This is a genomic window from Stenotrophomonas maltophilia, assembly GCF_003970865.1.
Lineage (GTDB): Bacteria > Pseudomonadota > Gammaproteobacteria > Xanthomonadales > Xanthomonadaceae > Stenotrophomonas > Stenotrophomonas maltophilia_AR.
Map to the genome: position 1 here is coordinate 1 of NZ_RXLZ01000039.1, position 20,274 is coordinate 20,274.

Sequence of the window (20,274 nt, forward strand, 5' to 3'; positions counted from 1 at the left end):
CAAGCAAAGCGCCCTCACCCATGTAAGCTCGGTCGCCGCTTGCTCGTGTGCGCAGTCCTGCGCACACGGCAAGACCGGGGTTGGGCGTCCTGCCCAACCCGCCCGAGGCATGCCTCGGGCCCATGCGACTCACGCCCCGGCAACCGGACCCACCCCGCCTTCGACAGGTTCCTGCGATCTGTCGGGCATTGCTTTCTGTAGATCCACGCCATGCGTGGATGAATCTCTATCGAAATCGAATATTTCGAGAATTGAACGAAGAGCATCCACGCATGGCGTGGATCTACCGTGTCGACCAAGGTCGACACCTACCAACAGCCACCGGAATCTTTCAGAGGTGGGGCGGTGTCGGAGTGCGGGGTGTCAGCCGCATGGATGCGGCTGCCAAGCCTACAAGGACGTACTTGCGGCGTCCCCGCACTCCGGCACCGCCCCACCACCCCACGGAATCCACGCTGTTGATGTTGATGTGGCTCCGGCTTCCAGCAGGTGCAGGGCTGCAAGCCCTGCCAAACACCCCCCTACTTCAAACGCAGCAGCAGGCTGCCGCCCGCACACACCACCGCCAGCCAGGCCACACCGTGCCACCCCCACTGCGCCAGCGCCAGGCTGCCCAGCGCACCACCGGCGGCCATGCCGATGAACATGCCCGTGAACAGCAGCGCATTGAGCCTGCTGCGCGCTGGTGGCACCAGGCCGTAGACCAGCGTCTGGTGCGCCACCAGCGCCGACTGGAAGCCGAAATCGAACAGCAGCGCACTCACCACCAGCAGCGGCAGCAATGCGGCGGCCGGCAACCAGGCTTCGGCCAGCAGCAGGCCGAAGCCCAGCAGCGCCACCGCGATCGCCAGCCGCGCCACTGCATGGCAACCCAAGCGATCAGCGAATCGGCCGGCGAACGGAGCAGCCAGCGCACCGGCCGCACCCGCAATACCGAACGCACCCGCCGCCGCACTGCCCAGGCCCAGGCGGGCATGCAGCATCAGCGCCAGCGTCGACCAGAACGCGCTGAAGCCGACTGCCAGCAACGACTGGCTGGCGACCGCACGGCGCAGCTGCGGCTGCTCGCGCCACAACGCCAGCAACGAACCCAACAATGCCGGATAGCGCAGCGTGCTGGTCGGTGCAAAACGCGGCAGCGCACGCGCCATCACCGCACCCATCGCCGCCACCGATACCGCGGCCAGTACGAACTGGGTACGCCAGCCCCACGCCTCGGCCACTACGCCACTGACCACGCGCGACAGCAGGATGCCGAGCAGCAGCCCGGTCATTACCCGGCCGACGATCTGGCCGCGCTGAGCATCCGGCGCCAGCACCGCAGCGGCCGGCACGATGTCCTGTGCCAGCGTGGCCATCAGCCCGACCAGCAGGCTGGCCATCAGCAGGCCCGGCAGGTGCCCGGCCATCGCTGCGGCGCCCAGTGCCAGTGCCAGCAACGCGGACTTCAACAGGATCAGGTTGCGGCGGTCGAAGCGGTCGCCCAACGGCGCCAGCAGCAGGATGCCCAGTGCATACCCCAGCTGGGTCAAGGTCGGTACCAGGCCGACGGCGCGCTCGCCTGCGCCGAGGTCCTGGGCGATCAGGCCCAGCATCGGCTGGCTGTAGTAGAGCGAGGCGACCGAGAAGCCGGCGCCGGCCGCCATTGCCAGCACCAGCGGGGTGGAAGGTGCGGTCGCGGGTGCGGCGGCGACAGACAGCGAGGGGGTAGACATCGGCGAGTCCGGTGGAGGAAGTGGGCGTATCCTGCCGGTATTCGCCAAACGTCTGTAGTAGGCTTCATTACATATCCTTCATACGCATTACGCATGAATGACCTCGCTATCGGTGCGGATCGCCTGGATCTGCTGCGCACCTTCCTGCGCATCGTCGATGCCGGCAGCCTGTCCGCTGCTGCCGTGCAGCTGGGCACCACCCAGCCGACGGTCAGCCGCCGCCTTCAGGCCCTGGAGCGGCAGCTCGGCCTGCGCCTGCTGCAGCGCTCTACCCACGGCCTGCAGCTGACCGAAGACGGCCTGCGCTGCCAGCGCCATGCGCAACGCGTGGTCGACGAATGGGAGTCGCTGCAGGCCGAACTGCACGGCGAACCGGAAACACTGCGCGGACGCCTGCGGGTGATGGTGCCGCACGCGTTCGGCCAGGCACAGCTGCTGCCGACCATGCTCGCGTTCCTCGCCCAGCACCCGCAGCTGAGCCTGGAGTGGATCCTGGAAGATCGGCGCCCGGACTTCATCGCAGAAGGCATCGACTGCGCGGTGCGGGTGGGACCGGTCGACGAACCGCGCATGGTCGCATTGCCGCTTGCCGAAGTGCCACGCATCGTCGTGGCAGCGCCCTCACTGGTGCAGGCCACCGCGATCAGCACACCGGAACAGGCGCAGGCACTGCCGTGGATCTCACTGGTCACCTATTACCGCGAACGCCTGCTGCTGCATGATGCACAGGGGCGCGCGCATACCCTTTCGATCAGCCCGCGCCTGCTCAGCGACAACCTGTTCGTGGTGCAACAGGCCGCATGTGCGGGGCTGGGTGCAGCGGTGGTCTCGGCCTGGCTGGTGGCCGACGATCTCGCACAAGGTCGGCTGGTGCAGCTGCTGCCGGACTGGCAGGCGCCGGCACTGCCGGTACACGTGGTGTTTCCCGCCGCACGTCAGCAGCCCCCACGGCTGCGCGCCTTCATCGATGCGATGAAGGCCGCGCTACCGCAATTGCATGGAATGCGGCCGGCGCCGCGTTAGGTCATCGGCCGCATCATCCACGCATGGCGTGGATCTACTGGGGGTACGGGTAGATCCACGCCATGCGTGGATTCCGTCCAACCCCGCAATCAGTCAGCTTTCGCCGCCTCGGCATTCCACGCCGCAACCTTGGCCTTGGTGTCGGCCAGCATCTTGTCCAGCGCGGCGCGGTCATACACGTTGCCGCGCAGGATCACGCTGTCGATTTTTTCCGTGGCGGCAATGTCCTGCAGCGGGTTGGCGGTCAGCAGCACCAGATCGGCCGCCTTGCCCTGCGTGACACCACCGTAGCGGTCCATCTGGCCGAACCAGGCCGGGCCGGAACGGGTTGCGGCCGACAGCGCCTGCGGTGCGCTCAGGCCCTCCTTCACGAACAGCTGCAGCTCCTGGTGCAGGGCGATGCCCGGGAAGTTGAACGAGTTGAGGAAGCCCGCATCGGTACCGGCGATGATCGTCACGCCGGCCTCCTGCAGCATCGGCAGCACTGCGGCCACCTGGTGGTACTGCGTGTGGCGCGCTTCGATCTGCGCCGGCGTGGCCTTCGCCGCGCGGTCCACGCGCCACTGGTAGGTCGCACGCAGGCCCGGGCCGATGTAGGCCAGGTAAGGGTCGTTGGCGTGGTCATCCTGGTCAAGGAAGTCGAGGATGCGGCCACCGTTGAGGGTCGGGGTCACGAATACGCCGCGCTTGGCGAAATCACGGTAGACGTGCATCGCAGTGTCACGGTCGAAGCTGGCGTCGAGACGGCGGTTGGCTTCGGCACGGTCGATGCGGCCGGCACCGAAGTCGGCGGCAATCTGCGCCTCGTCCTTGCTGCCCGCCTTGAATGCGTAGTCCAGATGCTCGATCGAGGCCAGGCCGGCATCGACCGCCTGCTCCACGGTCAGCGCCATCGGAATGTGGCCCGAGGCCTTGAAGCCGGCCTTGCGCGCAGCACTGGCCGAGTACAGGAACAGCTCCGGCTTCAGCGTGCTGTCGGTGATCTTCACGAAATCAACCTTGTCGTGCTGCAGGCGGGCGATCGCCTTGTCGGCGTCGGCCTCGCTGCCCACTTCGATCGTGCCCTTCCAGACCGGCTTGATGCCTTCGATCTTCGCGCCCGAACTGAGCACGCGTGGGCCGAACAGGGTGCCCTTGGCGATCTCGCCACGCCACTGCAGTACCTGCTCGGGCAGATCGCCGGAACAGTCGCGCACGGTGGTGATGCCGTGCGCGATGTACAGCGGCAGCAGTGCCTTGTTCTCTTCGATCAGCGCCGGGCCACCACCGAAGTGCACGTGCATGTCCCACAGGCCCGGGATCAGGTACTTGCCCTTGGCATCGATCTGGCGGGCCGCACTCCACTGGCTGCGCAGCTGTGCGTCCGGGCCGACGGCGACGATGTCCTCGCCACGGATCACCACGCTCTGCCCGGCCAGGGTGCTGGCGTGCTCGACATCGACCACGGTGGCATTGCGGATCAGCAGGTCGGCGCGCTCGGCGGCAGACGCCGACAGCGGTGCTACCGCAATGAGGATGGCAAGGGACAAAGGACGGGAACGGAACATGGACAGCATCCTGGTGGGCACGCCCAGCGTGCGGGTGGAAGAGGTTTGCATTCAGCGCACCGCGCCGTGCTGGCGCAGCAGGGTTTCAATTCCGGTATAGCCGCGCTGGCGCGCGTGCGCCAGCGGCGTCACGCCGTCGCCGTCGGCCAGCTCCGGGTCGGCGCCGGCCTCCAGCAGCAGCTGCACGATCTGCACGTGACGCGCACCGCCATCGCCGAGCAGGATCGCTTCCAGCAGCGCGGTCCAGTGCAGCCGGTTGACATGGTCCACCGCCACACCGGCCCGCAGCAGCGTGCGCACGGTGGCGACGTGGCCGCGCTCGGCGGCCGGAATCAGCGCGGTGCCGCCATAGCGGTTGGTGCTGCGCAGATCGGCGCCATGCGCCAGGGTCATCGCCAGGATCTCGTCCAGGCCGCGCGCACCGGCATACAGGTAGGCGCTGTCCTGCAACGCATCCTTGGCATTGACGTCGGCGCCGGCTTCGATCAGCTCACGCGCGGCATCCACGTTGTTGCCGTGCGTGGCCAGCAGCAGCGCGGTACGGCCCTGGCCATCGCGCGCCTCCAGCGTGGCCCCATCCTCGATCGCCTGTCGCACCGCATCGGCGTCGCCGCGGCTGGCGGCATCACGCAGGCGGCCATCGACGTCGGCTTTGGACGTTGCGGTGCAGGCCGGGGTGACCATGGCCAGCAGGCACAACAGCAGCACGCGCGCCAACGGCGCAGGCCAGCCAGGGGAATGATGGACGCGCATGACAGTGTCTCCTCATGTCCGTCGCCACGGAACGCCGTGCGACGGTAGCAACAGCCGGGCATTGCCGGCCCCTGCCCTGCATGGTAGAAGTCGGCCTGGGTATCCAGAAGTGAAATGTTCAAATGCAAGACAGTGCCAAATCGAATAGAACCCTGTTCGAACTGGACCTGCTGCGGGCGCTGGTGATGGTCGCCGACTGCGGCAGCTTCACTACGGCGGCCACGCGCCTGCATTCGACCCAGTCCACGGTCAGCCAGAAGGTACGCCGGCTGGAGGAACTGGCCGGGCATCGCCTGCTCGAACGCGGCCACCGCGACGTGCACCCCACCGACGCCGGCCACACCCTGCTCGGCTACGCACGGCGCATGCTCGACCTGAACGAGGAAATGGCCCAGGCGCTGGCCGGTGCGACGGTGGAGACCGCGGTCCGTATCGGCGTGCCCGAGGACTTCGTCAACGCGCAGACCACGCGCATGCTGGCCGCCTTCAGCCGTCGCCACCCGCAGGTGAAGCTGGAGATCAGCAGCGGCCTCAGCCGCGACCTGGCGCAGGGCTTCGATCACGGCGAGCTGGACCTGGTGCTGGTCAAGCAGCGCCGCAACAGCCGCCAGGCGGTGCATTGCCGGCGCGAGCCGATGCACTGGATCGACAGCCTGCGCAGCAGCTGCCTGCAGCAGGACCCGCTGCCGTTGGTCACCTTCCCGCCGCGCGGGTTGTACCGCGACGAGATGATCCATGCCGTGGAAGCGCTGGGCCTGCGCTGGCGCATCGCCTTCACCAGTTCGTCGCTGAGCGGCATCCAGGGCGCGGTGGCCGATGGCATCGGCATCAGCCTGCTGCCACGCCGCGCGGTCAGCCGCGAGCACCGCATCATCGATGGCGAGCGTGAGCTGCCGGTGATCGACAACTACGAAATCGGCCTGCTGCATCGTGCCGACGCCGACGATGCCGTGCGCGCGCTGGCCAGCGAGCTGTGGCGCCAGGTGCAACGCGAACCGGACTGACCACAGTAGATCCACGCCATGCGTGGATAGAAACGACCCTCCGGCATCGAAAAGGGCGCTGGTGCGCCAGCAAATACACGCTTGTCGCAAAAGGCCCACTGATGGCGTACCCAAGGCCTGGACGATAGGGTGGTGAACGCCCTTCTCCGGATTACCCCGCCTATGACCAGCACGTACCAGGTTACTTTGACCCCTGCTCCGAAGGACGAAGCCGACATCCGGTTCGATCCGCTGCCACCTGCACTCATCGCGCACATGCAGCATCAGCGTGCACAGGTTGCTGCCCTTGTCGCGTCTGCGTTCCCCACCGTGCCTGTTCAATGGCCGCTGCTGCCGAGCACGCTGCAACGCGTAGTCGATGCAGAACTGATCGATCACGATGATTGTGACGGCTGGGAAGCACTGGGGGTTGCATTCGGTGACTGTCTGGCACAGCGTGTACCGGAACTTGCCTGGACCCAGGTAACCGATGCCTGGGGCGTCGATGCGGTTCTCCGCTATGGAGAGGCCAATAGCATTGTCAGCGCCGTCACCATGTTGATCAAGCGCGTCGAAGAAGGCGAGGTCATCGAGATCAATCATCTGCTTGAGGCCCTCGAGGAGCTCATCATCCAGCAAGCGCTCAAGCCCAGCTGAGCCCATGAGCGGACAATTAAGCCGCGCAGAATGACGTATGCGGACCTTGATGCTGCACCTGCAGGAGCAATCAGAGTTCGCGCATTGATCATCGATATCTGATCAGACCTGCCGCGCCGAGGCACTACATCGCCGGCTACAGTGCCTGTTATTTCCGTGCTCCACGGCGCCTTGCCATGTCCGACGAAATCCCCACCCGCTTCGATCCCCTGCCCGCTGCCCTGCAGACGCATCTGCAGCACCAGCGTTCGCTGATCGCCGCGCGCGTGGCCGCCGGCTTCCCGACGTTGCCGGTGCAGTGGCCGCTGACGGCCACCACCCTGCAGCGCGTGGTCGATGCCGAGCTGATCGATCGTGACGACTGCGATGGCTGGGAAGCGCTGGGCGTGGCGTTCGGTGACACCCTGGCCCAGCGCGTGCCAGGCCTGGCCTGGATGCAGGTCACCGATGCCTGGGGCATCGACGCGGTGCTGCGCTATGCCGACAGCAGCCTGCAGATCGGCGCCAGCACGCTGCTGCTCAAGCGCGTCGAGCAGGGCGAGATCATCGACATTGCCCACCTGCTTGCGTGGCTTGAGGAATTCGTCGCCACCCGCGCCGACGATTACGCCTGACGGCTCATCGGGGTAGATCCACGCCATGCGTGGATGAATTAGACCACGCCATGGTGCCATCCACGCATGACGTGGATCTACAGCCAGCGGCCGTCGACCACCACCCGGCGCTCCACCGGTACCCCGGCCACGGCAGCCGGGCCGTGGTCGGCACGCACCGCCACGAAAGTGGCTGGCTGGCCTTCGGCAATACCATGCTGCGGCAGGCCGATCGCCTGCGCGGCTTGGGTGGTGACCATGTCCAGTGCCAGCATCAGGTCGGCATCGGTGTAGAAGCCGGAACGGTAGCCCAGCAGCATCGCCCGCTGCAGCAGATCGCCATTGCCATACGGCCACCAGCAGTCGCGGATGTTGTCGTTGCCCGCGAACATGCGCACACCGGCATCATGCAGCGCGCGCAGCGGCGGGAACGGATGATCCCCCGGCGCGTTGCTCATGATCGCCACACCCGCCGTGGCCAACGCCTCGCCCACCTGCAGTGCGCGTGCCAGCGGCACGTCGCCCAGCGCATAGGCATGGCTGACCGCAACCCGCCCCTGCAGGCCGGCGGCCCGCGTCCGCGCGGCGATCCGCAGCAGCTGGGCCAGGCCGGTTTCGCCGGGCTCGTGCAGATGGATGTCCAGCTGCACGCCGTAGCGCTCGGCCAGGCCGAACAGCAGTGCCAGCTGGCCTTCGGCATCACCATCGAGCGTGGTCGGGTCGATGCCGCCGAGCACCTCCACGCCCGCAGCCAGCGCCTGCTCCAGTACGGCGGCGGTGCCGGGACAGGACATCACCCCGGCCTGCGGAAACGCCACCAGCTGGATCCGCATGATGTCGGCGCAGCGCAGCGCCGCCTCGCGCACCGCTTCGAGATGGCCGAGACCGGTGCTGGCGTCGATATCGACATGGCAGCGCATCGCCACCGTACCGAACGCACTGCACTGGCGGATCAGCGCCTCGGCACGGTCCACCATCGGTGCCGCACCCGCCACCGCCGCCTTCTCCACCGCCAGCCGCTCACGCAGGCTGTTCACCGGCTGGTGCGGGTGCCAATGGTCGCCGACGAAGCTCTTGTCGAGGTGAATGTGGCCGTCCACCAGCCCGGGCAGCACCGCGAAGCCCTGCAGATCGACGCATTCCGTCCCTTCTGCCGGCGCGGCCTCGCCATTGAGCCCGCTGATGCGGCCATCACGGATATGGAAATGCAGTGGCGCACCGTCGCGGTCGACACCGCCATGGACGAACTGAAGGGTCATCGGGAACTCCCGGAATGCCAAGAATGGCGCCATCGTGCGCCCCAGCACAGCCATCGGCCAACGAAATATCTGGATAGCACACATTCACCATAACGATGATTACCCCTGCGACAACCGGTCGCAGCCACGCCGTGCACACCCCTGAACGGGTAACATGGGCGCCTGTTTCCGCAGTGATGCCGCATGGGCCCGTCCGACCGCCACGATCGTCTCCGCCGCTGGCAGGCCGCCTCCCTGCTTGCCGCCGCGCCGATTGCCAGCCTGTCCGCCACCGATGCAGGGGCCAGCACCCCGCCGCAGGCGCCACCGGGCCAGCAACGCATCGCCTCGGCCGCCCTGGTGGAAATGCTGCATCAGCGCGTGCTGGCCGGCCAGAGCGCCACCGCCACGCTCGAAGCCTGGTGCGCCGAACATGGCCTGGCTGAGCAGGCCCGGGTCCGCGCCGTGCGCGTGCGCGGTACCGACAAACCGGCCCCGACCGAAGTGCTGCAGGCGCTGGCCGCAGAACCGGGCACGCCCCTGCGCTACCGCCGCGTGCAGTTGGCCTGTGGCAGCCGCGTGCTGTCAGAAGCCGATAACTGGTACCTGCCCGGCCATCTCAGTCCGGCCATGAACCAGGTGCTCGATACCACCGATGAACCCTTCGGCCGGGTGGTCGGCCCGCTCGGCTTCAAGCGCCAGACGCTGGCCGATCAGACCTTCTGGCCGCCACGCGGTGAAGGCGACCAGGGCGTCATCCTGGAAGTTCGGGCCCTGCTTCGCGACCGCCAGCAGCAGCCTTTCAGCTACGTCATCGAGTCGTACCTGCAACAGGCGCTGCCCTAGCTGCATGTGTCACCGGTCAGGGCCCCACTGCGCGGTAATGCTGTTGGATGCCGGGTCCACCGAGAATACGAAGCGCCCACCATGCTGATCCCTGCCCCACGTCATCGGCGCAGTGGCCAGGCTGTAGACCGGGGCACCCTTGTCCATACCGATCGCCTCGGACCAGGCACTGAAATCCTCGTCGGTACGGCTTCGTATCTCGCCGACACACAGGCTGTAGCCACAGGCAAAAGACACCAGCGTGCCGTCGCTGCCGATGAGCCGGGTCGCGGCCGTCCTGTAAAGCCGGGTCAGGTCCTGCACTTCCGGGTGGCCCACCGCATCCCGCTCGAACTGGCTGATCGCCTGCGCAAAGGCCTTGTCCGAGCCAAGTATCACGTCGCTCTTTTCCGCCGACAGTGCGCCTTCAGTCAACAGCATGCGCTCGCCCTCGAGGAAGTGACCCTCCGCATCCGCAGGCCCCTGCTTGGCCGTCACCCGCATCGATGCCGTTTGCCCGTGCGTTGAGCCCGCATCGGCCGTTGCGTTGGGCTGGGACGGCACGGGCGCGGCACCGGTCGCGTCCGCAGCCTCGTCCACGCTGGCCGCCTGCTCGCTGCTGCAACCGGCAACGGCCAGTACGGCAATCACACTCCACATCCTGACATCCATGCGCATCCTCCTCCATGTATCGCCACAGCATGCCACGTGCGCGACGGCAGCACGGATGCACTGCACAAAGAAAAGCCCGGCATTGCCGGGCCTTTCGTTCGCCTGCCGGATCAGCGGAACCGGTAGTCCAGCTGCACCCAGTACTGACGGCCATACGGGTCGTAGTTGCCGACCGGGTAGAACGGCCAGCCGCCACCGTTCTTGTCCGCTGGCGGGCGGCTGTCACGCAGGTTGTTGACGATCACGCCCACCGACAGGTTCTCGCCGAACTGGCGGAACACGCTGGCGTTGTACGTCATGTACGGCGCGATGCGGCCACTGCCATCAGTCTTCGGCAGCGAACCGAAGCGGTTGCCGTACAGCGTGGTGGTCCAGTCACCCTGGTTCCAGGTGATGCTGCCGTTGGCCTTGCTGCGCCACTGGTAGTCATCCAGCGAATTGCGGATGTCGCGCTCCGGATCATCGGAGAACTGCCGGTACTTGTGCTCCAGCACCACGGTATAGGCCAGGCGCGTGGTGAAGCGGCCATAGCGGCCGGCATCGAAGCGCCAGTTGCCCTTCAGGTCCAGCCCGCGAACCGATTCAGAGGCGGCGTTGATCGGATTGATCAGCACACGGGTCACCTGGTCCGGCTGCACGGTTGCATTGGACGGGTTGCGGATCACCCGCGACAGCGCGTCCTGGCACAGCGGCGAACCGATATCGCGCGCTTCGCCGCCCAGCGTGCGGCCCAGGCGGCAATCGGCCTCGTCACGCAGGATGCGGCTGGTATCGAGGCTGGTCACCTCGTTGTCGATGCGGATGTCGTAGTAGTCGGCGCTGAAATCCAGGCCGGACAGCGGCGACCAGACCACGCCGAAGCCATACGACTTGGCCGACTCCGGCTGCAGCTGTGCATTGGCGCGGTTGCTGTAATCGATCGACAGGCCGTTGTAGTCGCAGTTGTCGTACGACTGGCCCGCCGTGCGGCAGCGCCAGTAGTCGGTCATGCCCGGGTTGTAGCCGCGGGTTTCGGTGGCGAACACGTAGTTCATGTCCGGTGCCCGGAAACTGGTCGCCGCCGTACCGCGGATCAGCAGGCTCTCGATCGGACGGAACTCGACGCCGAAGCTCCAGGTCGCCTTGCCGATGTGCTCGCCACCCGCACGGTACTGATCGTAACGGCCGGCCAGCGTGGTGGTCAGCGACTGCAGCAGCGGCAGCTGCAGCTCCACACCTGCGGCGTAGCGGTCACGCTCGCCACCGGCACCGACGCCTGCACTGGTGTTCCAGAACTCGCCACTGCCCAGGCGCGGGTCCGGTCGGTTGCGATAGCCCTGGCTGCCGGCCTCAACCACTGCTGCCAACGCCGCATCGCCGCCAGGCAATGCGAACAGGCGGCCATTGACGCTGGCGCTGAAGGTCTGCAGCCATGCCGCATTGCGGCTTTCCTGGTAGTCGGACAGGCCCTCGTATTCGTTCGGGGTCAACGGTTTGAACAGGCGTGCCGGGTCGGGCGCGTAGACCTCCACGCCATTGCGTACGCCCAGCTTCGGGCCGAGCAGGTATTCGTTGATGCCGGCCAGCAGCACCGGGCGGCGGGTGCGGTTCTCGTAACGCGAGCGGCTGTAGACCGCCTCATAGTCCCAGCCACTGTCGCCGATCTGGCCACGTGCACCGACGTTGAACGACCACGAGTTTTCCAGGAAGCGGTTGGCATTGCGCGGCAGGCCGCCGATTTCCTCCGGCGCGAAGCGGCGGTACCAGCTTTCCAGGTCGCCGGTGGTCTGGTTGTAGAAGTAATTGCGCGCCGAGGTCCAGGTCGGCGCACGCGTGTTGTTGTAGATGCGCGCGCTGCCCACGGCGACATCGGCGAACAGGTCGGTGGTCTCGTTGACGTGGAAGGTCAGCAGGCCATAGCCATTGAGGTTGCGCTTCTGGGTCTGCACGGTCCAGTAGCTGGCTGCGGCCTCGTTGCTGCCGCAGTACCAGCCCTGGCGCGGGTTGTGGGCGCGGAACACGCTGCCGCCATAGATGTCAGACGCCCCGTCGCAGCCGTTGACGCCCGGATCGATGTTGCGGCCGGTGGCAGCATTGCGGCGATAGGCGATCGCGGTCGCCTGCGGCGCCTTGCCGGCCGGGTCATCATCGAGCGAGTCCATGAAGTCGCGCTGGCGCGCGTGGATCGCCTTGCGCACATCGAACTCGAAGCCGAACAGCGCGTCCCAGCGCTCGCCGGAACTGCCACCAACCACCTGCGCGCGCTGGTTGTCGCCACCACCCTGCTGGGTGCCGCCGGCGCGCACGTTCACGTCCACACCCTCAAAGCGGTCCTTGAGGATGATGTTGACCACACCGGCGATGGCGTCGGAGCCGTACACCGCCGACGCACCGGCCGCCAGGACCTCGATGCGCTCGATCAGCGCGCTGGGGATGTTGGCCAGGTTGACCACGTTCACCGAGCCCTCGTAGGCCAGCGGGTAGTCGGCCTGGCGGCGGCCGTTGACCAGCACCAGCGTGCGGTTCGGGCCCAGCCCGCGCAGGTTGATGGTGTTGGCGGCCGGGGTGAAGGTGTTGCCGAAGTCCTCGCCCTGCACGTTGCCGGTGTTCTCGGTCAGCGCGCTCAGCGCATCGAAGGCATTGCGGTAGCCCTGCGCATCGATCTGCTCGCGGCTGATCACCGTCACCGGCGAGGGCCCCTCGACACTGGCACGCGGAATACGCGAGCCGGTGACCTTCACTTCCTGCAATGTGGTGGGTGCGCTTTCCTGCGCGAAGGCCGGCAGCGAGACCAGCATCAGGGACGACAGTGCGAGCACCAGCGGACGCGGGCGCAGCGCCTTGTGGGAGGCGGACATGGGCTTCCTGGGGAGTTGGGCGGGTGGTGGTACGGGGCAGCGGCCTGAGCGCCACATAACGATCCCGTAACGAAAGTATCCTGAATGGGGGGTTTCAGCGGAAATGACCAGGCCTGATGGCCTTATGCCTGAACCGAATCAGACCCGCAGTGCCATTCGCCACACTTTTGCAATGTTTTGAATGGTGTGGCGCTGCGGGCACGGCCATCGTGCCGGGGATGATGACCCCGTATCCCACCTCCCTCCTCCCCCCGTTGCGCCCGGTGCTGCGCCGTCACCTGCTGCAGCTGCAGGCCGCACCGGTCACCCTGCGCCCGTTCCAGCGTACCGACCTGCCGCGCTGGCGCCTGTTCGATGACCGCCGCCGACGCGGCCGCCGCCATCCGGCCGGTATCGACGAAGAAGCCCGCTTCCTTGCCCACATGCATCGCTCGCGGCTGGAGCAGGACAACGACCAGCTGCTGCTGGGTGTATTCGATGACGAGCACGGCACTGTCCTGGACCAGCTGCATGTCCGCCTGCAGTCCCTGCATACGCGCTGCGCCGAGCTGCTGTCGCTGCAGCATTGGCACCCGCACGTGGATGCAGCGCTGCGCGCGCTGTGCCCATTCCTGTTTGAGGATGTGGGCGTGCACCGCCTGTTCGTGATGCTGCCACCGGACTGCAGTGACCCGTTCGCCACTGCGCTGCACGCCTTCGGCTTCGAGCACGAAGGCCTGCTGCGCGACCATCATCTGGATCTGGATGGCTGGCAGGATCGCCAGCTGCTGGCGCTGACCGCACCGGTCTGGCGCAGCCGCCAGCAGCCCCAGGGTTAGCGGACCCGCTCCAGCGAGTCGCCTGCGCCGGTCAACACCGAGCAGGCATGGTCCTGCAGCTCTTCGGCGCTGGCCTCGTTGCCGGTGCCGGCGTCCACACGGGTCGCCAGCAGAATGAAGCCCGGGCCGCCCTGCACGGCGTCCCGGCCGGCCACGACCAGGCTCCACTGGCCCACGTCGTCCACGCCAGCGAGGTCATAGGCCAGCAGATTGAGCGGATTGGCGGTCAGTTCCGCGCCCGGCAGCAGGCGGGCCTGGTACTGATGGCCGCGCAGCAGCACCGGCAACGGTGCCCAGCGGCTGCCGAGGGCCGCAGCATGCGTGTCCAGCGCCTGCAGCACGTCGGCACGCAGGCAATCCACATGGATATGCAGCTGGTGCTGCGAACGGCCGTGCGGCGAGTTCAATGCCAGGCTCGCGACGTTGCGCGGCAGCGGTTGCCGCAAGGCCTGTTCGGTGTGGCTGCGCGCCTGCCAGGCCGCAGCGAAGTAGTTCGGTGCACCGCGCTGGTACAGGCTGCGGTTCTCGATACCGCTGACCTTGTCCAGCGGCATCAGCAGGAACTGGTAGTCGCCGTGCGCGTCCTTGACCAGTACATCGCGGCGGTCTGTGGCCGTCTCCACGCGCAGGCAGTCGCCGCGTGGACCTTCGGCGCCCCGGCAGTCACGCTCGATCAATCGCCACAATGCATCGGAATGGGCCGGCGGCGGCGGCGGCGCGCTGGCACAGGCGGACAACAGCAGCAGGGACGACAGCAGGAAGGGGCGCAAGGACACGGCAACGACTCACGGAGCAGGCACGGCAGACAGCGCCGCGCTGCATTCTAGCCAGTGCAATGCGGCAATCAGTAGGTGCCGAACGGCACTTCAACCACGATCGGGGCGGCGCCCTCGCCGGCCTGCAGGCTGTAGCGGTCCAGCGCGCCATCGTCATCGGCGTGCGGCTGGCGCTGGAAATGCAGCGGGTAGCGGGTGTCCCCGAGGCGCACGGCGCTGCCGTCGGCCTCCAGCGCGGCGCCTTCCGGAATCAGCAGCCCGCCCAGGTCGCTGTACGCGCCAGGAACATCGGCGAAGCTGTAGTCGGCCAGCTCGTCCACCCGCTGCATCGCATAGACGTGCGGCACATAGGGACGTGCGGGGCTGCGGCCATTGCTCAGGTCGGTCACCCAGGCCTGCGGCAGGTGGTACTGCTCGCGCAGCGCGGCCACGCCCAGCGAGGGACTGGCCACCTGCAGGCAGCACACCGCCCGCTTGCCCTCACGGTCGAGGATGGCGAAACGGTCGCCGCGGGTGGCCGCCTGCGGCAGCATGGCGAAGGCCAGGTTACGCTGGGCCGGCGCGTAGCCGGATTCGGTCTGCAGGTTGCGCCAGGCGCCGAATACCGGGGTTTCGACCGGCGCGGGTTCCGGATCGGCAGCGGAGGCGGCAAACGCCACGCCCAGCAACGACAACACCAGCGCCGTCATCGTCTTGTCCTTGCCGCGGAAACTGCCTGCCGTCATACCGTATCCAACACCTGCGCCGGAAAGGCCCGGCCTGCCCGCTGGCGTACTGCCAGCCATTCCTCCCACTATGCAATGACCACGCTGTGCCGGCAATGACCGGGGCGCTGACGCCTTTCGCACGCTCGGTGCTATCGTTCCCGCCATCTTCCCCTGCGCAGGAGCGCTCGCATGTCTGCATTCCGTCTGTCCCTGTTGCTGCCGGCCTCTGCCCTGCTGCTGTCGGCCTGTGTCAGCACCCCTGGCCCGGAAGTCAAAGGCAGCGGCCGCTGCGACGCCAGCCAGCTGGGCTGGGCGATCGGCCAGCCGGCCAATGAGCCCAACATCCGCCGCCTGTCCCGCGAGAGCGGTGCCGGCCTGGTCAACCCGATCGGTCCCAGCACCATCACCACCAAGGACATCCGCCAGGACCGCCTGCGCGTGTTCGTGGACAAGGACAACATCATCACGTCCACCCGCTGCGAGTAAGCGCCACCACCGCTCTTGTAGAGTCGAGCCATGCTCGACTGGCTTTTCGCGCCGCCCATCCGAAGACCCGTCGAGCATCGCTCGACTCTACAATTCAGGGTTCGGTATAGCCGGCACAGTCCGGCAGTGCCTGGTCCGGGTGGAACATCCCCGCCCCGAAGCGGAACAGCCGCGTGTAGGTACACGCCAGGTCCTGTTCGGTGCGCAGATCCTGCTTCTTCAGCGGCCCTCTGGCCAGCGAATCCTCGAAGCGCGAAACACCGGCCGGGAACCGGGTCGCCACGGTCTGGTAACGCAGCACCGGCATGCCCTCGGCAACCGTATCCAGCGCCAGCTTCGCCGAGAAGCCGTATTCGTCGTGGCAGGCACCTGCGCGCTGCTTGATGTCCTGTTCGCTGAAACAGGCGCGGATCATCGCATTGCCCAGCCACGGCACGGTCAGCACGTCGTCGTCCACCTGGATGTCGTCCTGCAGGTGGCGTACGCGTGCCAGCTGCAGCGTGGACGCGTCGGCACCTCCACCGGAGTACATGGCGCTGAACTTGACGATGCCACCCACCAGCACATTCTGGCGGGCGCGCTGCTGCGGATCGGTCACTGGTTCATCGCTGCCCACGCCAGGGGCCAGCCGCACGATCCAGGGCCACAGCGACAGCTCGCTTTCCTGCGGCACGTCGATGCTGACGTGGTAGGTGTGCGGCTTGCCCTGGCCCGGTGCCTTCTCAAGCACTTCCAGCACGGTCGGCCGGTCACCATCCTCGGCGACCGGCTGCACGCGCACGCACCAGTCGCCGTCCCGTGTGCAGTCATAAAGCCCCGACAGTCCAGTCTCACTCGCGATCAGCACCTGCCCCAGCGGCTCCATCACGTTGCCGGCGGCATCGCGCTGCTGCGGCAGGATCGCGGACTGGGCCAGCACCTGCAGCGGGGTTGCCAGCAGTGCGACGCACACGATCGTGCGGGCAACGATGATGGGCATGGAGGAGATTCCTGCTCGTGGAATCCAGATGGTAGCGCAGGAATAACAGGATGATCGCGACCGGCCCAGCCAATCGGAACCCAGCCGATACATTACCTGTCAGAACGGCGCTCCCAACTACGCCCCGCCAGCAGTCCGGAGAATGGCCGGAGGAGCGAAGCCGTCATCAGTTGGCGACTCGAGATTCTCACCATTCCAGCTTGCCGGACTGATCCACTCCACAGCCTTTTCAGCGAACTCAGCGAAAGTGGGAGCGAGAAGGTACTTGGTGTCTTCATCCGCACCAAAGGCAATCATCTGTCCTCCAGCACCGCCAATGTCGGGATCGAAATCCAGTCCCATGTGATTGCCGCCACCATCGTGAGTCAGCGGTATCCAACGCGCATTGGTATACATCGGCTTCACCACCCCCGCGGGACTCGACTTCATGAACTCCGCGCAGTCCTCGTTCATGCCGTCGGCCTCGATCTCACGCCAACCGTGCCACTGCCGCCTGATCTCCTTGGAAGAGAGCATCTGACTGCCGAACAGAAGCCCGACCCCATCCTGCCCGTCGTGAATCATCAGCAACTGCCTTAGCAGATCTGGCAAAGCGACTCCAAGCTGAGCCTCCAGTTCAACCAACTCGCTTTCGGAGGCTCCTGGCCGCAACTGCACTTCATCCAGACAATTCTTCTCATCAAGCGACGCTTTGATGGACGCCCATATCTGATCTGCACTCTGCATTGGTTCTGTATCCGTCTCGGCCAAGACCTCAGCCTAGTGCCAACCCGATCAGTGAGGAATGCAAGAACTCCGAATTTTCGGAGAGTGCGCCGCTAGTGCCCACTACAGTCGCAGCCCCCCCAGCCCTTGGCTTTTGACGTCTGGCCGATGCCCGGATTGAATGTATTGCTCGGGTCCAGCTGCCTGTAGAACCCGGCCAGCGCCGGCTTGGCCGGGTACAGGTGGCCGACGTTGTGCTCGGCCGGATACTCGGCGCCCCGCTGGTCCAGCAGCGCCCACATCGCGTGCTCGATCGCCATCGGGTCTTCGCCCTTGCGCGCGATGTAGTCCTGGTGGAACACGTGGCACAGGAAGTGCCCGTAATACAGCTTGTGCAGCAGGCGGCCGTCGATATCGGCCGGCAACTGCTCGAACCAATCCGCATCATCACGGCGCAGGGCGATGTCCAACGCCACGATGTCCTGCACCTGCTCGCGATGCACTTCGCGGTAGCGCACCGCGGCACCGGCCACGGCGAAGCGATGCAGGAAGGCCTTGCGCCCCTCCTCCGCCGTGCAGTGGAAAAAGCCGCCTTCGTGCCCGGCGAAGAAGCCGCGCAACCAGGCCTCGGTTTCCGCAGCGTCCTGGGCAGAGACCTTCAGCAACAGGTGATGCTCGTAGCGCTGGCGGAATTCACCCATGCGCTTGGGCAGGTGCGAGGGCAGCAGGCCGGTCAGCACCTGCATCACCCGGTCGGTCACCCCGCGCAGGCCCAGACGCTCGAACCAGCCATCGACGCGGCTCTTCAGTGCGAACGCCGCGGGCACACGGGAAGTGCCGAGGCGGTCGATCAGCAGGAAGCTGTCCTTGCCGTAGCGCTCGCCGATGTCATAGGCATCGCGGTGGATGTACTCACCGGCAATCGGCAGGCGCTCGAAGCCGGTCAGCAGCTGGCGCCGGATCGCGGTGAGGCTGTCGGTGCGGTTGCTGCCGATGTAGAAGACTTCGGCGGCCTCCTTTTCGAAGGTGTCCAGGCGCACCGCGAACACCGCCAGCTTGCCGGCCGAACCGGCAGCTTCGAAGTGGCGGCTGGGGTCGGCGTTGAAACGCGCCGGGGTATCGGCATCGACCCTGCGCACTTCCTCGGCGTAGCGTGGATCGGAGGCGGCGCGGCCATCGCCGTCACCCACGTCGCCAGCAGCATAGTCGCCGGCCTGCAGGCGCTGCAGGATCTGCTCGGGCGTATCACCCAGCGCAATGCCCAGATGGTTGACCAGCTGCAGCTGGCCCTGCGCATCGACCTGCGCATACAGCGCCAGCTCGGTGTAGGCCGGGCCACGGCGCACCAGCGCGCCGCCGGAGTTGTTGCAGATGCCGCCCAGCACCGAGGCGCCGATGCAGGACGAGCCGATCACCGAATGCGGTTCGCGGCCCAGCGGTGCCAGCGTCTGCTCCAGTCGGTCGAGCGTGGCGCCGGGCAGGCACAGCACCTGGCGGCCTTCGTTCAACAGCTGGATGCCGGTCAGGCGCAGCGTGCTGACCAGCACGATCGGCCGCCCGTAGTCGTTGCCATCCGGGGTCGAGCCGCCGGTCAGGCCGGTATTGGCCGCCTGCAGGATGATCGCCGCTCCACCCCGCACCGCCGCCTGCAGCACGTGCCACAGTTCCAGCAAGGTGCCCGGGCGCACCACCGCCAGCACCGGACCGTCGCCGAATCGGTAGCCACGGCGGAAGCGGCGCGTGGCCTTGTCGCCGGTCAGTACATTGCGGCTGCCGACTGCGTCGCGAAACTGTGCCAGCACGGCATCGTGGCCACTCATGGCAGGCTGACCAGCGAATCGCGGCCGATGTCAGCGATGCGACGCGCGCCGGTCAATGTCATCGCCACGCGCATTTCCTTGGCGATCAGGTCCAGCAGGTTGGCCACGCCGGCCTCGCCCTGCGCGGCCAGTGCATAGACGAAGGCGCGCCCCAGCAGCACGGTGTCGGCACCCAGCGCCAGCATGCGCACCACGTCCAGGCCGGTACGGATGCCCGAATCGGCGAGAATCTTCAGGTCGCCCTGTACCGCATCGGCAATCGCCGGCAGTGCGCGCGCGGTGGACAGCACGCCATCCAGCTGGCGGCCACCGTGGTTGGAGACCACGATGCCATCGGCGCCGAACTTGACCGCATCACGCGCGTCATCCGGGTCGAGGATGCCCTTGATCACCATCGGGCCCTTCCAGAATTCGCGGATCCACTCCAGGTCCTTCCAGGAAATGGAGGGATCGAAGTTGCTGCCCAGCCAGCCGATGTAATCCTCCAGCCCGGTCGGGTTGCCACGGTAGGTGGAGATGTTGCCCAGATCATGCGGACGGCCGAGCAGGCCCACGTCCCACGCCCAGTGCGGATGGGTGATGGCCTGGCCGATACGGCGCAGCGAGGCATTCGGGCCGCTCATGCCGGAGTGTGCATCGCGGTAGCGCGCGCCCGGCACCGGCATGTCAACGGTGAACACCAGCGTGGTCACGCCCGCGGCCTGCGCCCGCTCCAGCGCGTTGCGCATGAAGCCACGGTCGCGCAGCACATACAGCTGGAACCACATCGGCCGCTGGATGGCCGGTGCCACTTCCTCGATCGGGCACACCGATACGGTTGACAGCGTGAACGGGATGCCGCGGCTGTCGGCCGCGCGCGCCGCCTGTACTTCACCGCGCCGGGCGTACATGCCGGTCAGGCCGACCGGCGCCAGCGCCACCGGCATCGCCAGTTTTTCGCCGAACAGCTCGGTTTCCAGGCTCAGGTCGGACATGTTGCGCAGGATGCGCTGGCGCAGCGCGATGTCGGACAGGTCGGAAACGTTGCGCTTCAGCGTGTGCTCGGCATACGCGCCGCCATCGATGTAGTGGAACAGGAACGGCGGCAGCCGGCGTTGCGCTGCGGCACGGTAATCGGTGGAGGCGGAGATGATCATGGGG

The 20,274-nt window shown here is 66.8% G+C and carries 19 protein-coding genes; 7 read left to right on the forward strand and 12 right to left on the reverse strand.

The genetic code is table 11. The features are described from left to right. Positions 1 to 521 precede the first annotated feature (521 nt). On the reverse strand, positions 522 to 1,715 hold the full coding sequence (locus tag EKL94_RS13785; protein WP_126929508.1) for an MFS transporter: 1,194 nt from the start codon (positions 1,713 to 1,715) through the stop codon (positions 522 to 524). 93 nt (positions 1,716 to 1,808) lie between these two features. On the opposite strand from EKL94_RS13785, the gene EKL94_RS13790 reads away from it, so the two are divergent. Further along, a complete protein-coding gene (locus tag EKL94_RS13790) occupies positions 1,809 to 2,738 on the forward strand; it encodes a LysR family transcriptional regulator (protein WP_126929509.1) in 930 nt (309 codons plus the stop codon). 89 nt (positions 2,739 to 2,827) lie between these two features. On the opposite strand, the gene EKL94_RS13795 is transcribed toward EKL94_RS13790, so the two are convergent. Both EKL94_RS13795 and EKL94_RS13800 read right to left on the reverse strand, forming a co-directional pair. Beyond that, positions 2,828 to 4,285: an amidohydrolase family protein gene (locus EKL94_RS13795; protein WP_126929510.1), complete on the reverse strand. Its 1,458-nt coding sequence runs from the start codon at positions 4,283 to 4,285 to the stop codon at positions 2,828 to 2,830. Positions 4,286 to 4,336: 51 nt separating this feature from the next. After that, positions 4,337 to 5,038, reverse strand: coding sequence for an ankyrin repeat domain-containing protein (locus EKL94_RS13800; protein ID WP_057501978.1), 702 nt, complete (start codon positions 5,036 to 5,038; stop codon positions 4,337 to 4,339). Between the two features lie 122 nt (positions 5,039 to 5,160). Between EKL94_RS13800 and EKL94_RS13805 the strand changes: the two genes are divergently transcribed. The 3 genes from EKL94_RS13805 (at position 5,161) to EKL94_RS13815 (ending at position 7,292) form a co-directional block, all read left to right on the forward strand. Continuing rightward, a complete protein-coding gene (locus EKL94_RS13805) occupies positions 5,161 to 6,042 on the forward strand; it encodes a LysR substrate-binding domain-containing protein (protein ID WP_033833894.1) in 882 nt (293 codons plus the stop codon). A 162-nt stretch (positions 6,043 to 6,204) separates the two neighbouring features. Next, positions 6,205 to 6,678 carry a DUF3806 domain-containing protein gene (locus EKL94_RS13810; protein ID WP_126929511.1) on the forward strand — a complete coding sequence of 158 codons (474 nt, stop codon included), beginning with the start codon at positions 6,205 to 6,207 and terminating at the stop codon, positions 6,676 to 6,678. 176 nt (positions 6,679 to 6,854) lie between these two features. Next, entirely contained in the window at positions 6,855 to 7,292 is a 438-nt protein-coding gene (locus EKL94_RS13815) for a DUF3806 domain-containing protein (RefSeq protein WP_126929512.1), read from the forward strand. Positions 7,293 to 7,369: 77 nt separating this feature from the next. On the opposite strand, the gene EKL94_RS13820 is transcribed toward EKL94_RS13815, so the two are convergent. After that, a complete protein-coding gene (locus EKL94_RS13820; protein WP_126929513.1) occupies positions 7,370 to 8,530 on the reverse strand; it encodes an amidohydrolase family protein in 1,161 nt (386 codons plus the stop codon). Positions 8,531 to 8,713: 183 nt separating this feature from the next. On the opposite strand from EKL94_RS13820, the gene EKL94_RS13825 reads away from it, so the two are divergent. Next, the gene (locus EKL94_RS13825; protein ID WP_126929514.1) at positions 8,714 to 9,355 is read left to right on the forward strand and encodes a hypothetical protein; all 642 of its coding nucleotides are present in this window, start codon (positions 8,714 to 8,716) and stop codon (positions 9,353 to 9,355) included. Between the two features lie 9 nt (positions 9,356 to 9,364). On the opposite strand, the gene EKL94_RS13830 is transcribed toward EKL94_RS13825, so the two are convergent. Further along, positions 9,365 to 10,006 (reverse strand): hypothetical protein, encoded by a 642-nt coding sequence (locus EKL94_RS13830; protein ID WP_126929515.1) that lies wholly within the window; start codon positions 10,004 to 10,006, stop codon positions 9,365 to 9,367. A gap of 110 nt (positions 10,007 to 10,116) precedes the next feature. Further along, positions 10,117 to 12,843, reverse strand: coding sequence for a TonB-dependent receptor plug domain-containing protein (locus tag EKL94_RS13835; RefSeq protein WP_126929516.1), 2,727 nt, complete (start codon positions 12,841 to 12,843; stop codon positions 10,117 to 10,119). Positions 12,844 to 13,061: 218 nt separating this feature from the next. On the opposite strand from EKL94_RS13835, the gene EKL94_RS13840 reads away from it, so the two are divergent. Next, positions 13,062 to 13,661, forward strand: a complete 600-nt coding sequence (locus EKL94_RS13840) for a GNAT family N-acetyltransferase (RefSeq protein ID WP_126929517.1) — start codon at positions 13,062 to 13,064, stop codon at positions 13,659 to 13,661. Here the strand turns inward: EKL94_RS13840 and EKL94_RS13845 are convergent. Together EKL94_RS13845 and EKL94_RS13850 are read right to left on the reverse strand one after the other, a co-directional pair. After that, a complete protein-coding gene (locus EKL94_RS13845) occupies positions 13,658 to 14,437 on the reverse strand; it encodes a CDP-diacylglycerol diphosphatase (RefSeq protein ID WP_126929518.1) in 780 nt (259 codons plus the stop codon). The two genes, EKL94_RS13840 and EKL94_RS13845, sit on opposite strands and share 4 nt — an antisense overlap. A gap of 68 nt (positions 14,438 to 14,505) precedes the next feature. Then, positions 14,506 to 15,162, reverse strand: a complete 657-nt coding sequence (locus EKL94_RS13850) for a decarboxylase (protein ID WP_111150824.1) — start codon at positions 15,160 to 15,162, stop codon at positions 14,506 to 14,508. A gap of 171 nt (positions 15,163 to 15,333) precedes the next feature. On the opposite strand from EKL94_RS13850, the gene EKL94_RS13855 reads away from it, so the two are divergent. Beyond that, positions 15,334 to 15,630 carry a hypothetical protein gene (locus EKL94_RS13855; RefSeq protein WP_005413768.1) on the forward strand — a complete coding sequence of 99 codons (297 nt, stop codon included), beginning with the start codon at positions 15,334 to 15,336 and terminating at the stop codon, positions 15,628 to 15,630. A gap of 94 nt (positions 15,631 to 15,724) precedes the next feature. Here EKL94_RS13855 and EKL94_RS22435 read toward each other — a convergent pair whose 3' ends face one another. The 4 genes from EKL94_RS22435 to lldD all read right to left on the reverse strand — a co-directional run bounded on the left by EKL94_RS22435 (position 15,725) and on the right by lldD (position 20,270). Beyond that, the gene (locus EKL94_RS22435; RefSeq protein ID WP_185830035.1) at positions 15,725 to 16,609 is read right to left on the reverse strand and encodes a hypothetical protein; all 885 of its coding nucleotides are present in this window, start codon (positions 16,607 to 16,609) and stop codon (positions 15,725 to 15,727) included. A gap of 117 nt (positions 16,610 to 16,726) precedes the next feature. Then, on the reverse strand, positions 16,727 to 17,335 hold the full coding sequence (locus EKL94_RS13865; protein WP_126929519.1) for an SMI1/KNR4 family protein: 609 nt from the start codon (positions 17,333 to 17,335) through the stop codon (positions 16,727 to 16,729). A gap of 92 nt (positions 17,336 to 17,427) precedes the next feature. After that, a complete protein-coding gene (dld, locus tag EKL94_RS13870) occupies positions 17,428 to 19,134 on the reverse strand; it encodes a D-lactate dehydrogenase (RefSeq protein WP_126929520.1) in 1,707 nt (568 codons plus the stop codon). Beyond that, positions 19,131 to 20,270 carry an FMN-dependent L-lactate dehydrogenase LldD gene (lldD, locus tag EKL94_RS13875; protein ID WP_126929521.1) on the reverse strand — a complete coding sequence of 380 codons (1,140 nt, stop codon included), beginning with the start codon at positions 20,268 to 20,270 and terminating at the stop codon, positions 19,131 to 19,133. The genes dld and lldD overlap by 4 nt, the downstream gene beginning before the upstream one ends. Positions 20,271 to 20,274: the final 4 nt, after the last annotated feature.